The 14,027-nt window shown below is 71.5% G+C and carries 12 protein-coding genes and 1 tRNA gene; 8 read left to right on the forward strand and 5 right to left on the reverse strand.

Going from position 1 to position 14,027, the window contains the following annotated elements; translation table 11 throughout:
• Positions 1-213 precede the first annotated feature (213 nt).
• Both VFW71_08150 and VFW71_08155 read left to right on the forward strand, forming a co-directional pair.
• On the forward strand, positions 214-675 hold the full coding sequence (locus tag VFW71_08150; protein HEU5002734.1) for a PaaI family thioesterase: 462 nt from the start codon (positions 214-216) through the stop codon (positions 673-675).
• A complete protein-coding gene (locus VFW71_08155; protein ID HEU5002735.1) occupies positions 668-2,104 on the forward strand; it encodes a pyridoxal-dependent decarboxylase in 1,437 nt (478 codons plus the stop codon). Before VFW71_08150 ends, VFW71_08155 begins: the two co-directional genes overlap by 8 nt.
• Here VFW71_08155 and VFW71_08160 read toward each other — a convergent pair.
• Entirely contained in the window at positions 2,040-2,981 is a 942-nt protein-coding gene (locus VFW71_08160; protein HEU5002736.1) for an ABC transporter substrate-binding protein, read from the reverse strand. The two genes, VFW71_08155 and VFW71_08160, sit on opposite strands and share 65 nt — an antisense overlap.
• A gap of 220 nt (positions 2,982-3,201) precedes the next feature.
• Between VFW71_08160 and VFW71_08165 the strand changes: the two genes are divergently transcribed.
• Both VFW71_08165 and cysS read left to right on the forward strand, forming a co-directional pair.
• Positions 3,202-5,205 (forward strand): hypothetical protein, encoded by a 2,004-nt coding sequence (locus VFW71_08165; protein HEU5002737.1) that lies wholly within the window; start codon positions 3,202-3,204, stop codon positions 5,203-5,205.
• A gap of 91 nt (positions 5,206-5,296) precedes the next feature.
• Positions 5,297-6,604: a cysteine--tRNA ligase gene (gene cysS / locus VFW71_08170; GenBank protein ID HEU5002738.1), complete on the forward strand. Its 1,308-nt coding sequence runs from the start codon at positions 5,297-5,299 to the stop codon at positions 6,602-6,604.
• Positions 6,605-6,641: 37 nt separating this feature from the next.
• Here the strand turns inward: cysS and VFW71_08175 are convergent, their stop codons facing one another.
• From VFW71_08175 to VFW71_08185, 3 genes are all read right to left on the reverse strand, one after another.
• Positions 6,642-7,232: a response regulator gene (locus tag VFW71_08175; protein ID HEU5002739.1), complete on the reverse strand. Its 591-nt coding sequence runs from the start codon at positions 7,230-7,232 to the stop codon at positions 6,642-6,644.
• Positions 7,229-7,573 carry a hypothetical protein gene (locus VFW71_08180; GenBank protein HEU5002740.1) on the reverse strand — a complete coding sequence of 115 codons (345 nt, stop codon included), beginning with the start codon at positions 7,571-7,573 and terminating at the stop codon, positions 7,229-7,231. The genes VFW71_08175 and VFW71_08180 overlap by 4 nt, the downstream gene beginning before the upstream one ends.
• Before the next feature lie 90 nt (positions 7,574-7,663).
• Complete coding sequence (locus tag VFW71_08185) at positions 7,664-8,278, reverse strand: L-threonylcarbamoyladenylate synthase (GenBank protein HEU5002741.1); 615 nt, start codon at positions 8,276-8,278, stop codon at positions 7,664-7,666.
• A gap of 11 nt (positions 8,279-8,289) precedes the next feature.
• On the opposite strand from VFW71_08185, the gene VFW71_08190 reads away from it, so the two are divergent.
• The 4 genes from VFW71_08190 to VFW71_08205 all read left to right on the forward strand — a co-directional run bounded on the left by VFW71_08190 (position 8,290) and on the right by VFW71_08205 (position 13,788).
• A complete protein-coding gene (locus tag VFW71_08190) occupies positions 8,290-9,582 on the forward strand; it encodes an NAD(P)/FAD-dependent oxidoreductase (protein ID HEU5002742.1) in 1,293 nt (430 codons plus the stop codon).
• A gap of 44 nt (positions 9,583-9,626) precedes the next feature.
• The gene (locus VFW71_08195; protein HEU5002743.1) at positions 9,627-11,012 is read left to right on the forward strand and encodes an NfeD family protein; all 1,386 of its coding nucleotides are present in this window, start codon (positions 9,627-9,629) and stop codon (positions 11,010-11,012) included.
• A gap of 3 nt (positions 11,013-11,015) precedes the next feature.
• Positions 11,016-11,903, forward strand: coding sequence for an SPFH domain-containing protein (locus VFW71_08200; protein ID HEU5002744.1), 888 nt, complete (start codon positions 11,016-11,018; stop codon positions 11,901-11,903).
• A 106-nt stretch (positions 11,904-12,009) separates the two neighbouring features.
• Positions 12,010-13,788, forward strand: coding sequence for a GGDEF domain-containing protein (locus VFW71_08205; protein ID HEU5002745.1), 1,779 nt, complete (start codon positions 12,010-12,012; stop codon positions 13,786-13,788).
• A gap of 142 nt (positions 13,789-13,930) precedes the next feature.
• On the opposite strand, the gene VFW71_08210 is transcribed toward VFW71_08205, so the two are convergent.
• Positions 13,931-14,014 (reverse strand) — tRNA-Leu (locus VFW71_08210).
• Between the last annotated feature and the right edge of the window lie 13 nt (positions 14,015-14,027).

The raw sequence follows: 14,027 nt of genomic DNA on the forward strand, positions 1-14,027 counted from the left end.
GCTCGCTCAGGCGCGTCTTGCACGGGACCGGGCGCAGAAACATCCTCCGGCGGGATGTCCTTGTGGCGGCCTAGGAGCCTCCGGATGTGACCCATCGAGGGGTGAAGCCCGCTCCATGGGGCGTGATTCTGCGACGGCCTGGTAGCACCCCCGGACACTCACAGACGATCCACGGCGGACCCAGTCGGGCGCCACTGCGGCACAATACGGCTCATGCCTGAACCCCAGCCAACCCCCGAGACCACGGCCGAGCGCGGGGCCGTCCCCGATCAGGTGGCCCAGGCCGCCCTGCTGACCAAGCTCGGCATCGAGTTCCTCGAGGCCACCGCCGAGAAGGTGGTGGCGCGCATGCCCATCGAGGGCAACACCCAGCCCCTGGGCATGCTCCACGGGGGCGCCTCGGCGGCCCTCGCCGAGACGGTGGCCTCCTACGGCGGGTGGCTGGCCGCCACGCCCGGGCAGCTCGTGCTGGGCCTGGAGATCAAGTGCAACCACCTGCGCCCCGCCCGGGCAGGATGGCTGACCGCCACGGGGGTGCCGGTGCACGTCGGGCGCACCACCCAGCTGTGGGAGATCCGCCTCACCAACGAGGAGGACAAACTGGTGGCCTTCGCCACCTGCACGCTGGCGGTGCGGGAGATGGACGCCCAGCCGGGCACCCCAGACGGTGGGTGACCTCTGCGAGGACCCGGGCGGCTACCTGGCGCCGGCGGTGGAGTGGGTCGACCACTACCTCGGCGGCATCCGGGAGCTGCCGGTGGCCCACCAGGTGGCCCCCGGCGACATCACCCGGGCGCTGCCCGAGGAGGCCCCAGCCCTCGGCGAGGACCTCCGGGCGGCGCTTGAGGATCTCGACCGGATCCTGCTGCCCGGGGTCACCCACTGGAACCATCCTCGCTTCTTCGGGTACTTCGGGATCACGGGGTCGCTGCCCGGCGTGGCGGGCGAGCTGCTGGCCGCCGCCCTCAACTCCAACGCCATGCTGTGGCGCACCGGGCCGGCGGCAACCGAGCTCGAGGGCGTCGCCACCCGGTGGCTCAGCCGCCTGCTGGGCCTACCCGACTGGTTCGGCGTGATCCAGGACACCGCCTCCAGCGCCACCTTCACCGCCCTGGCCGCCGCCCGCCACCGGGTGGACCCCGAGGTGCGCCGCCGGGGCCTGGCCGGCCGGCCGCCGATGGCCGTGTACTGCTCGGAGCTGGCGCATTCCTCGGTGGACAAGGCGGTGCTGGGCCTCGGGATCGGCACCGACCAGGTCCGCCACATCGCCGCCGACGGCGCGTTCCGGATGGACCCGGCGGCGCTGGAGGCGGCCATCGAGGCAGACGTCGGTACGGGTGTCCGGCCGATGGCGGTGGTGGCGACCGTCGGCACCACGGCGGTCACCAGCGTGGACCCCATCCCGCAGATTGTCGACGTCTGTGCCCGTCACGGGCTGTGGCTGCACATCGACGGCGCCTACGGGGCGGCGGCGGGAGCCGTGCCCGAGCTCCGCTGGGTGCTCGAGGGGGCCAGCGGGGCGGACTCCCTGGTGGTGAACCCGCACAAGTGGCTCTTCGTGCCGGTGGACTGCAGCGTGCTGTACCTGGCGGACCCGGAGGCGGCCCGGGCGTCCTTGTCGGTGGTGCCCGACTACCTGGCCGCCCCCGAGGACGCCCCCAACCTCATGGACTATGGCCTCCCGCTGGGCCGGCGCTTCCGGGCGCTGAAGCTGTGGCTGGTGCTGCGTTGCCTGGGGACGACCGGCATCCGGGCCGCTCTGCGGGAGCATGTGCGGCTGGCCGGGCTGCTGGCGGGCTGGGTGGAGGCGGAGCCCGGGTTCGACCTCGCCGCCCCGGTCCCGTTGTCGGTGGTGAACTTCTGGCCGCCGCCCTCCTACCCGGGCGGTGCCGAGGCCCTCGCCACGGCGGTGAACGCCAACGGCTTCTACGTCACCACCGCCCGGGTGCACGGCCGCCCGGCACTCCACGTGGCCGTCGGCAACCTCGGCACCACCGAGGACGACGTCCGGGCGCTCTGGGCGCTGATCACCCAGCTCGTCAGGGAGCCGGCGGTGAGCCCGGCTGGTTCGGTGGGGGCACCTGGAACCAGCGCTGGTAGATGAGCGCGTAGATCCCGTCGGTGACCATGTCGGCCAGGATGCGGTTGAGCGTGGCCCGCAGGTTGGGGTTGGTCTTGGCCACGGCGATGCCGTAGACCTCGCTGGTGCGGTAGATGGCCACCATCTGCAGACCGATCACCGCCTGCACCAGGCGCCGCGAGGTGGGGACGTCGGTCAGCACCGCCCCGATCCGGCCCACCGACAGGTCGGTGAACGCCTGCGAGATGTCGGTGTAGTCCTTGATGGCGAACCCCCCGTCGGGCGGCGGGTGGGCCCCGGAGAGCGCCTGGGCGCAGGTCTGCCCGTAGCTGCCCTTCAGGACCCCGACCGTCTTGCCGGCCAGCGACTTCACACCGGCGAAGCCCCGGGACTGGTCCACGCCGACGGTGAGGGCCAGGTCCTCGGTGAAATACGGGCTGGTGAAGTCGACCGCGGCACTCGCCTGCCGGGAGATCGGGATCGCCGATATGGCCACGTCGGTCTTGCCGTGGGCGACGTCGGCCAGGAGGGTGGCCTCGGTCTCGGGCTGGACCTCGGGCCGCAGCCCCAGCCGGCGGGCCACTTCGGCGATGAGGTCGATGTCGAAGCCGACGGGGACGGTCGCGCCCGCGCCCCCGTTGAGGGACTCGAACGGAGCCGTCCCGGGGATCGTCCCCACCAGCAGGATGCCGGACTGGGCGACGGTGTAGTCGCCCGAGTTGGACGCCGGGCTGCTGGCGGCCGGACTGGCGTGAGCCGGCGGGGCCACGCAGGCCGCCTGGACCGACGCCGGGGCCGAGGTGGGGTTGGGCGGCGTCGCGACGGTGGGGGCAGGCTCCTCGCACGCAGCCGCCGACAGCACCCCGACCACCAGGAGTGCAGCGAGCGCCAGCCTGCCCACGGAGCGCAAGGGAGTCGAAGCCGGGCAGGAGCTAGTGCGCGAAAAGGACCAGAAACTGGCAAAACCTGTTGACACCATTGGAAGGTACCAGGAGAATGCTGCGGCGGCACACGGAACGTAGGCGGAAGAAGAATTGAGGCGGAAGAAGAATCGACAAGGGGGGCACATGGGCGAACGTCGTACGCGTCAACGGTTCATTGCGGGTCTGAGCAGTCTCTTCGTGGTCGGCGGGCTCCTCGGAGTGGGCGTCGCGCTCACCGTGGCCCCGGTCGCCGCCCATGCGGCCACCGCCAGCGCCGCGCTCACCATCGGGGTTGACAATGTCACGCCGTCGCCCTGCACCGAGGCTCCCACCGGCACACTGCCCCCGGTGTGCCACAACTTCACCTACGACGACTATTTCCCGAACGGCGTCACCACGCCGACCCTCACCGTCCACTCCGGTGACGTGGTCGGGTTCGCCATGAGCGGTGGGTCGCAGGACGCACTCCACACCGTCACCTTCGAGAAGACGGGCGAGGTCCCCACCCAGACCCTGGCCGCCTACCCGCTGGCAGTGCCCGACCCGGTCACCGGCACCGATGCCGGAGACGACCCCGGGCAGCTGCAGTTCAACCCGTCCCTCTTCTCCCCCACGAGCCTGACGTGTGGCTCGTCGGCGGCAAACCCGTGCGTATACGACGGTACCAGCGATTTGAACTCAGGTGCCCTGCTCCCCGGGACGCCACCCACCTACGTCGAGGTGAGCGCCACCGTGGGGACGGCCGTCCACTTCATGTGCCTGATCCACCCGGGCATGCAGGGTGTGCTGAATGTGGTAGCCACCTCGACGGCCACCACGACGCAGGCTGACGCCAACGCCTGGTCTACCGCCACCTACACCACCGAGACCGCCGAAGCCCTCGCCCGGGAGAACGCGCTGGAGACCGCAGGCGCATCCCACACCACCGACAGCCACGGCGTCAGCAACTGGAACGTCACCGCGGGTGCCGACGGGCTCGCCTCCGACGGGTCGCCGGATCCTTTCGTCCAGTTGTTGGAGATGCTGCCCAGTGTGGTGAACATCAAGCCGGGCGACACCGTCACCTGGAATTCGCCCAGCAACTTCGAGCCGCACACCGTCACGTTCCCGCACAGCGAGGGGCTGACCCTCGGCAGCAAGTACGACTTCGCCCCGCAGGTCTGCGAAACCTCGACCGGCGACGTGCCGGCTGCCGGGCCGCCGCCCACCTTTGGGTGCGCCGGGCCTCCGTTCAGTCCTTCCGGGTTCGAGGTGCACCTCAACCTGGCACCGCTGGGCGGGCACAGCATCACCACCACCGTCACGCAGTCCACCTCGGGCGCCATCTCGTCGTTCCCGCTCGGGCCGGGTGCGCCGGTGACCTCCACCACGTACTCGTTCCCGAACCAGAACTCATTCAGCTACCAGTGCACGATCCACGACAACATGTACGGCGTGATCAACGTCATCGGCAGCCCGGGGTACCGTGAGCTGGGCGCCGATGGCGGGATCTTCAACTTCGGCTCGAGCAGCTTCCAGGGCTCGGCCGGCAGCATCAAGCTGAACAAGCCGGTGGTCGGCGGCGCCGCCACGCCCGACGGCGGTGGCTACTGGGAAGTGGCCTCCGACGGCGGCGTGTTCACCTACGGCGACGCCAAGTTCTACGGCTCAACCGGCAGCATCAAGCTGAACTCGCCCATTGTCGGTATGGCGGCCACGCCCGACGGCGGCGGCTACTGGCTCTTCGCCGCTGACGGCGGGGTGTTCAACTACGGCGACGCCGGGTTCTTCGGCTCCGCCGGCAGCATCAAGCTCAACAAGCCGGTGGTGGCCGGCATGGCCAGCCCCGACGGCCTGGGCTACCTGATGGTGGCGTCGGACGGCGGCGTGTTCACCTACGGCAACTCCCAGTTCCTCGGATCGACCGGCAGCATCAAGCTCAACAAGCCGGTGGTGGGCATCGCCGGGACACCCAGCGGCGGCGGCTACTTCCTGGTGGCCTCCGACGGTGGCATCTTCAACTACGGCGACGCCCTGTTCTTCGGCTCGACCGGCAGCATCAAGCTCAACAAGCCGATCGTCGGGCTCACCACCAGCATCGACGCCAAGGGCTACAACCTCGTGGCGTCCGACGGCGGGGTGTTCAACTACGGGGACACCTCCTTCGTCGGTGGCATGGGCGGGTCGCACCTCAACAGCCCCATCGTGGCGCTGACCCGCTGAGCTTCGCTGCACCGCACGACCGAAGCGCACGGGGGGGCGGGGAAACCCGCCCCCCCGTCGTTGCACCCGGCCCGGTACTGTGAAGGCACCCATGGAGCTCTACAACACCCTGTCGCGCCGCCTGGAACCGCTGCCGCCCGCCCCGGGACCGGTGCGCATGTACTTCTGCGGACCGACGGTCTACCGGAGCATCCACGTCGGTAACGCCCGGCCGTTCGTCATCTCCGCATGGCTCCGGCGCTGGCTGGCCGCCATCGGCTACGACGTGAGGCTGGTCCAGAACATCACCGACGTCAACGACAAGATCTACCAGGCCGCCCGCGCCCAGAAGATCGCCAGCGTCGACCTGGCCGCCACGGCGGCGCAGGCATACATCGACGACACCAGCGCCCTCGGCCTCGGGCGCCCCGACGTGGAGCCCCGGGCCACCGAGACGATTGCCGAGCAGATCGCCCTCATCCAGGACCTGTCCGACCGAGGCCTGGCCTACGCCGCCGACGGCGACGTCTACTTCCGGGTGGGGCGCTACCCGGCGTACGGCGAGCTCTCCGGCCAGCGCCCCGACCAGGTGCAGGAGCAGGAGCCCAACACGCGCAAGGAGGACCCCCGGGACTTCGCCCTGTGGAAGGGCCGCAAGCCCGACGAGGACACCTGGTGGCCCTCACCCTGGGGCGATGGGCGGCCGGGGTGGCACATCGAGTGCTCGGCCATGGCGGAGGCGTTCCTGGGGCCGGCGTTCGAGATCCACGGTGGGGGCCTCGACCTGATCTTCCCGCACCACGAGAACGAGCTGGCCCAGTCCCGGGGGGCGGGGCGGGACTTCGCCAAGATCTGGATGCACAACGGGATGCTCGAGATGTCGGGCGCCGACATGCACAAGTCGCTGGGCAACGACGTCTCCCTGCACAACGCCCTGGCCACCTGGGGGCCGGAGACGCTCCTGGTGTTCTTCCTCTCCGCCCACTGGCACAGCTCGATCGACTTCTCCGACGACGCCCTGAAAGCCGCCCGGGCGCGGGCCGCCGGGTTCCGGGACGCCTTCGCCGGGGGCGGCGCCTCGGCCCGGGAGGCCCCGGACGGGACCTGGGAGGAGCTGGTGGCGGTGCTGGACGACAACTTCAACACCCCGGAGGCCCTGGCCCTGTTCCACCGCTGGCGTTCGGCGGGCTACCTGGCACCGCTCCGCCGGGCGTTGGAGATTTTCGGCCTGAGGTCGCTCACGTCGTCTCGCGACGTGCCCGGGGAGGTGGTCGCCCTGGCAGAGGCCCGGCAGGCCGCCCGGGCGAAGCGGGACTGGGCGGAGTCTGACCGCCTACGGGCGGAGCTGGCGGCGGCGGGCTGGGAAGCCCGGGACACGGCCGAGGGGTTCACGCTGGTCCCGCTGGTCACCGCCACCTAGAGCTGGGTACCGCCACCGGCCGGAGATCCCTTCTCCGTCAGCTGGGCAGCCGGCCGTTCCACACGTCGCCGTCCAGGAGCCGTTCGGCGACCTTCGCCATCGGCATCCCCCGCTCCATCGAGATCCGCTGGATCAGGCGGAAGGCGTCCTCCTCGGACAGCCCGTGGCGGTCCCGCAGCACGCCCTTGGCCCGCTCCACCAGCTTGCGGGTCTCCAGGCGCTCGGTGAGGTTCTTCGACTCGTTGGCCAGTGCCCGGGCCTCGGTCCAGCGTTGCACGGCAACCTCAATGGCCGGCACCAGGTCGGCTTTGTCGAACGGCTTCACCAGGTAGGCCATCACGCCGGCCCGCGTGGCGCGGGCCACCTTGTCCCGGTGGCTGAAGGCGGTGAGGATCAGGACGGCGGCCAACTCCTGCTCGACGATGGTCTCGGCGGCGGACAGGCCGTCGGTCTTGGGCATGACGATGTCCAGGATCACCAGGTCGGGGCGCAGCTGCTCGGCGAGCTTGATGGCGTCGTCGCCGTCGGCAGCCTCGCCGACCACCTCGTAGCCCTCCTCGACCAGCATCTCCCGCAGGTCCATGCGGATGATGGCCTCGTCCTCGGCGATGACGATGCGGGCGCTCACGGCCGCCGTCCTCTCCCGCGGCCCGACGGGGCCGTCTGGTGAGCGTCCAGCTCCTCGACCCCTTCGAACAGGCGCTCCAGCAGCGCGTCGCGCTCGGCGGCCAGGGAGGCGATGTCCGCCCGGGTGCGAGACTCGTGCTTGCGCAGGCGCTCGAGGTCGTCCCGGGCCTCCCGGAACTCACGGTCCGCCAGCGGGGTGCCCGCGACCACCATCCGGGTCTGGGCCTCGTCCACGACGCCGGATTGGAAGGCCACCTGCTCGCCGGCCACGACCAGCTCCTGCTTGGCCCGGGCCAGGCGGCCGGCAAGCTCGTCGAGTTGGTCGTGAATGGTCATGGGCATGGTCCCGCGGTCGTTCGGATAGGCCCGGCTCCCACAGGGTGTGGGAGATTGGTGCGGGAGATTATCGCGTGCTCGTCGGGTCGTTCGCCGTCAAGCCAGCGCCGACAGGACCTCGACTCCCGGGAGGGCGCCCTCCCGCAGGACCACGGGCTGCCCGCCCACCAGCGACACCACCGTGGAGCCCAGGCCCCCGGGCGCCGGCCCACCATCGAGGTAGACCGCAACCGCCTCGCCGAAGACGGCCACGATGGCACCGATCTCCCCCGGGGTCGGCGCCCCGGACCGGTTGGCCGAGGTGGTCGCCAGCGGCCCGGTCCGTTCCAGGAGCGTGCGGGTCGCCGCCAGGGCGGGCACCCGCAGGCCGATGGTTGCCTCGTCACCGCCGAGCGGCGCGGCGAGCCCCGGCCGGCGGGGCACAACCATGGTGAGCGCCCCGGGCCACCAGGCGGCAGCCAGGGCGTCAGCGGCCGGCGAGAACACACCCAGCAACCCCGCATCCCGCGCCGAGGCCACCAGCACCGGCAGCGCCAGGTCAGGCGGGCGGCCCTTCGCCACGAACAGCGCCTTGAGGGCGTCGGTGCGGTCCAGGCGGCCCGCGATGCCGTAGATCGTGTCGGTGGGCAGGACCACCAAGCCTCCCGCCGCGAGGGCCCGGGCGGCTGCCTCGTGCGCCTCGGGGGTTTGGGCAGGCAGAATGGGGGTCACAGGAGGAAGGGATGATCGCGGAATTGAGCAAGCGGCCGAGGGTGCTGATCGTCGGCGGGGGGTTCGGCGGGCTGTCGGCCGCCCGCGGGCTGAAGGAGGCCCCGGTGGACATCACGGTGATCGACCGGCGCAATCATCACCTGTTCCAGCCCCTCCTCTACCAGGTCGCCACCGCCCAGCTGACCGCCAGCGACATCGCCCAGCCCATCCGCCAGGTGCTGCACAACCAGGCGAGCACCGACGTGATCCTGGGGGAGGTCGCCGCCATCGACGTCGGGAGCCGCACCCTCAAGCTCACCGACGGCACCGCCCTGGGCTACGACTACCTTATCGTCGCCGCCGGGGCGGGCCACACCTACTTCGGGCACGACGAGTGGGAGGCCTACGCCCCCAGCATGAAGAACATCGACGACGCCCTGGTGGTGCGGCGCCGGCTCTTGTACGCCTTCGAGGCCGCCGAGCGGGAGGCCGACGCCGATGCCCAGCGGGCGTGGCTGACCTTCGTGATCGTCGGCGGCGGCCCCACCGGCGTGGAGCTGGCCGGCTCCCTGGCCGAGATGGCCCGCCACACCCTCACCGGCGAGTTCCGCCACATCGACCCGGCATCGGCCACGATCATCCTCATCGAGGGCCTCGACCGGCTGCTGCCGACCTTCCCCGAGAAGCTCTCCGCCCGGGCGCGCAAGGACCTGGAGGGCCTGGGGGTCGAGGTGCGGACCGGGACCCTGGTGCGCGACATCGACGACCGGGGGGTGACGGTGGACGGGCACCACATGGCCGCCCACACCGTGCTCTGGGCCGCCGGGGTGCGGGCGTCGCCCCTGGGCGAGGCGCTCGGGGCGCCGCTCGACAAATCCGGGCGGGTGCTGGTCGAGCCCGACCTCTCCATCCCCGGCCACCCCGAGGTGTTCGTCGTCGGCGACCTGGCGGCCGTGCTCCAGGACGGGGAGGTGGTGCCCGGGGTCGCCCAGGGTGCCCTGCAGGGCGGCAAGCACGCCGCCGAGACCATCATCGGCCGGCTCGAGGGGTGGGGGCCGAAACCCTTCCACTACAAGGACAAGGGCATGCTGGCCACTATCGGCCGGGCCGACGCGGTGGCGGACCTGCCCGGCGTCAGGCTCTCCGGGCTCCCCGCCTGGCTGGTGTGGGCCGGGGTGCACATCTACTTCCTGATCGGCTTCCGCAACCGTTTCGCCGTCATGGCCTCGTGGAGCTGGGCATTCCTGACCGGCGACCGGCACGCCCGCCTCATCACCGGCCCCCCGCCCCGGCCCCCCGGGAAAGACCCGAGCCCGCAGGCCTGAGCGGCCGGCACCGGGACCGCCGGAAACGGTGGCATCATGTCCCCATGAGCCGCTTGCGGCTTCTGGTGCGAGTGGGGGCCGGCGCTGCCGGTGGGCTCCTGGTGGCGGTCGCCACGCTGGCGTTCCTCCTCGGGAACCCGGCGGCCGGAGCGGCCAGCACCAAGCCGGTCCTGACGCTCAACCTGACCGGGGTCGTCGACCCCTTCATGGCGACCTACATCGAGCGGGGCATCGCCGCCGCCGAGGCCGGCCACGACCCGGCGGTCCTCATCACCATCGACACCCCGGGCGGGCTCGACTCTTCGATGCGGGGCATCGTGCACGCCATCCTGGGAAGCTCGGTGCCGGTCGTCTGCTACACGCCGCCGGGGGCCCGGGCCGCCTCGGCGGGCACCTTCGTCATGGAGGCCTGCCCGATCAACGGGATGGCGCCCGGCAGTGAGATCGGTGCCGCCCACCCGGTGGGGATCTCGGGCGCCATCGAGACCGCCAAGGTGGTCAACGACGCCGCCGCCTTCATCGCCGGCCTCGCCTCCCGGCAGGGCCGCAACGCCACCTGGGCGACCGGTGCGGTGCGGAACTCGACCAGTCTCGACGCCGCCGGGGCGCTGACCCGCAACGTCGTCGACTTCGTCGCCCCGAGCGCGACGGCGATGCTGGCTGACGCCGGCCGCTGCACCGCCGGGGCCGGGACCCCCACCACGGGAGCGGACCGCAGCGCCGCCTACCGCGTCCCGACGTGCGGCGCCCCCACACAGGCCTTCGGCCCGACGGTCGGCGAGCGCCTCTTCCACGCCGTCGCCGACCCCAGCATCGCCTTCATCCTGCTGGACATCGGCCTGGTGGCCCTCATCGTCTGGGCCTTCCACCCCGGGTTCCACCCCCCGCTTGCCGTCGGCGTGGTCAGCCTCGCTCTCGGGCTGGCCATCCTCCAGACCCTCCCGGTGCGGCTGGCCGGTGTCTTCCTGCTGGTGGTGGCCGCCGTGCTCCTGGTGCTGGACATCAAGGCGAAGGTGCACGGCATCCTCACCACCGGCGGGGTCGTCGTGCTGGTCCTCGGTGGGCTGCTGCTGTTCAACCCCTCGGTGCCGAGCGCCCGGGTCTCCCCACTGCTGCTCTACCCGCTCCCGGTGGCCATCGGCGTCATGACCTTCTTCCTGCTCCGGGCTCTGGCCGCCGCCAAGCAGGAGCCGCTGCACGCCGGCGTCGGCGCCCTGCCCGGGACCATGGCGGTCGCCGAGACCGCGCTCACCCCCCTGGGCCGGGTGCGCCTGCGGGGCGAGTCCTGGGCGGCGGAGTCGGTGGGCGGCGAGGTGGCGGCGGGCACACCGGTTCGGATAGTACGTGCCCGAGGCCTGACTCTGGAGGTCTTCCCCGAGCCCGCCGCCGATATGGGAACCGGCTTGGGGTCCGCAACGAAAGGGGCGTAGCCGATGGAAGCGCTGATCGCGATTGCGGTGGTGGTGGTCGTCGTGCTGATCATCATCGCCAAGGCCATCCGGGTGGTGAAGGAGTACCAGCGGGTCGTGCTGTTCCGCCTGGGCCGGGCCATCGGCCTGCGGGGGCCGGGGCTGGTGTTCATTACGCCGGTGGTCGACCGGGCGGTGATGGTGGACCTCCGGGAGCAGTACCTGGAGATCCCCAAGCAGACGGCGATCACCGAGGACAACGCCGCCATCAACATCGACTTCATCATCTTCTACAAGGTGGTGGACGCCGAGATGTCGGTGCTGCAGGTGCAGAACTTCGCCGGGGCGGCGCTGAACATCGCTGCCACCACCCTGCGCAGCGTCGTGGGCGACATGACCCTGGACGAGGTCCTCTCCAAGCGGGACCAGATGAACCAGGTGCTGCAGGTGAAGCTGGACGAGGTCACCGAGCGCTGGGGCGTCAAGGTGGGCAACGTCGAGGTGCGGGAGATCGTGCCCCCGCCCCCGGTGCTGGATGCCATGACCCGGCAGATGTCGGCCGAGCGCACCCGGCGGGCCGTGGTCACCGAGGCCGAGGGGTCGAAGCAGTCGCAGATCACCGTCGCCGAGGGCCAGAAGCAGGCAGCGATCCTGTCCGCCGAGGGCGACCGCCAGGCCGCCATCCTGCGGGCCGAGGGATTCTCCCTGGCCCTGGGCAAGATCTTCGAGGTGGCCCGAGGCCTGGATGCCAACACCATGAGCCTGCAGTACCTCGACGCCCTGAAGCAGATCGGCGCCTCGCCCTCCACCAAGTTCGTGGTGCCGATGGAGCTGGCCGGGCTGCTGAGCTCGGTGACCGGCTTGACCGGCAAGGCGTTCGGCAACGGGGGGCCGCCCGCACCCCACGACTAGGGATTTCTACTAGTCCCGACCTGGTCCCTTTGCACTATGGAGGCCACCGGTCGGCCCGCCGATAGAAGGGAAGGGAGGACCTTTTCCCGTTCCCTGGAGGTTGCCGGTGTCACGGTTGTCGCTGAAGGCGCGGGCCCTGATCGTGCTCGGCGCTGTGCTCATCCCGGCGTTCCTCGCCATCGCCGCGGTGCAGGCCGGGCCGAAGTCCCTCCTGCTCCAGTACGGGGCCCACGTCACCGCCAGCCTGGCGGCCAAGGACCTCGACGCCCACCTGGGCGACGCCCACCTCCTCGCCGCCGAGCTCCTGGATGCCGCCAGCGGAGCGGAGACCCAGCAGCTCACCACCCAGCTGCTCAACCAGGCGGTGCCGGCAGTGGATCTCGGCCTGCAGACCATGCGGGGCCTGCAGGACGACGACCCGGCCGCACAGCAGTCGGCCCTGAACACCATTGCCGGCGCATGGCTCCGGTTCAAGACCCTCTGGGCGACGCAGGGTCTGGCGCCCCTGACCGACGCCGCCCGGGCGCCGGAGCTGGACCAATTGGATGCCCTCTTCACCCCGATGGAGGCCGGCTCCGAGTCACTGGCCGAGGCCGAGACCACCCAGGCGCAGACCGCCTACCACCGGGCACTGCGCAATTACCAGTCCACGGTGTGGGTGATGCGGGGCCTCCTGCTGGCCGGCCTTGCGCTGAGCGCAGCGGTGATGCTCTGGCTGGTCCGGGGCATCCTGCCGCGGACCGCGGCCTACGCCCGCTTCGCCGAGCGCATGGCCGACGGCGACTACAGCGAAGCCCCGGAGGTCAAGGGCAACGATGAGATCGGGCGCCTCGGCCACACCCTCGCCGCCATGGCGGCCCGGCAGCGCACCGCCGGGGAGTACGAGGCCACCCAGCTCGAGTTCGGCGACAACCTGCAGATGACCGAGAACGAGGAGGAGGCCCACGACCTCCTGAAGCGCCATCTGGAGCGGTCGATCCCGGCCAGCACGGTGACGGTCCTCAACCGCAACAACAGCGCCGACCGGCTGGAGGCCAAGACCGACGTGCCCGCCGGCTCGCCGCTGCGCACCTCGCTGCAGGGGGCGGAGCCCCGCTCGTGCCTGGCCATCCGCCTCAGCCGGCGCCACACCGAGGGCGGGGCCGCTCCCCTGCTCCCGTGCTCGGTGTGCTCGGGCTGCCCGGGCATGTCGGCGTGCACCCCGCTGCTGGTGGGCGGCGAGGTGATCGGCTCGGTGCTGGTCAACGGCCCCCAGCCGCTGGCCGAGGAGCAGGACCGCCGGATCCGGGAGACGGTGACCCAGTCCGCCCCGGTGCTGGCCAACCTGCGCAACCTGGCCATCGCCCAGCTCCGGGCGGCCACCGACGCCCTCACCGGGCTCGCCAACCGCCGGGCGGTGGACGACACCCTGAAGCGGATGGTGGCCCAGTCCTCCCGCACCCTGACGCCGCTGAGCGCCCTCCTGTTCGACCTCGACCTCTTCAAGCAGCTCAACGACACCTACGGCCATGGCCACGGCGACGAGGTCCTGGCCGCCGTCGGCGCCGCCCTGCGGGCGACGCTGCGGGACAGCGACTTCGCCGGCCGCTACGGCGGCGAGGAGTTCCTCGTCCTGCTCCCGGCCACCGGCGTCGACGGTGCGGCCGTGCTGGCGGACAAGATCCGGGAGGCGGTGGCGGAGATCTTCGTGCCGAGCGTGGAGCGGGCGATCACGATCAGCGTCGGGGTCGCCACGATCCCGGACCACGCCGCCGACGCCGACTCGCTCCTGCGCTCCGCCGACCGGGCCCTGTACGCCGCCAAGAGCGGGGGCCGCAACCGGGTGGAGGTAGCCATCCCCGGGGGCCACGCCCGGGAGGAGGAGCGAGCGCACCCGGCGGCGTAGAGCCTGTGCGGAGTGCGGTGGCCCCACGGTGGCCCCACGGTGGCCCCGGCGTTGGCCCCCGCGGGCATAGTTGGCGGCGTGGTACAGCCAGGGGATGTACTACTCCACCAACCATCTCCGGACCGTCCCCGAACTGGGCTCGTGCCGGGGACGGGATTCGAACCCGCATGGGCTTGCGCCCAGATGGGTTTGAGCCATCCGCCTCAGACCGTTGGGCTACCCCGGCCCTCCGAGTGTAC

Source organism: Actinomycetota bacterium (genome assembly GCA_035765775.1).
Classification (GTDB): Bacteria; Actinomycetota; CADDZG01; order JAHWKV01; family JAOPZY01; genus DASTWV01.

Excerpts from the sequence above, each read along its gene's own strand:
- VFW71_08150 (HEU5002734.1), top strand. The coding sequence starts at position 214 with ATGCCTGAACCCCAGCCAACCCCCGAGACCACGGCCGAGCGCGGGGCC.
- cysS (HEU5002738.1), top strand. The coding sequence starts at position 5,297 with ATGGAGCTCTACAACACCCTGTCGCGCCGCCTGGAACCGCTGCCGCCC.
- VFW71_08180 (HEU5002740.1), bottom strand. The coding sequence starts at position 7,573 with ATGCCCATGACCATTCACGACCAACTCGACGAGCTTGCCGGCCGCCTG.
- VFW71_08190 (HEU5002742.1), top strand. The coding sequence starts at position 8,290 with ATGATCGCGGAATTGAGCAAGCGGCCGAGGGTGCTGATCGTCGGCGGG.
- VFW71_08195 (HEU5002743.1), top strand. The coding sequence starts at position 9,627 with ATGAGCCGCTTGCGGCTTCTGGTGCGAGTGGGGGCCGGCGCTGCCGGT.
- VFW71_08200 (HEU5002744.1), top strand. The coding sequence starts at position 11,016 with ATGGAAGCGCTGATCGCGATTGCGGTGGTGGTGGTCGTCGTGCTGATC.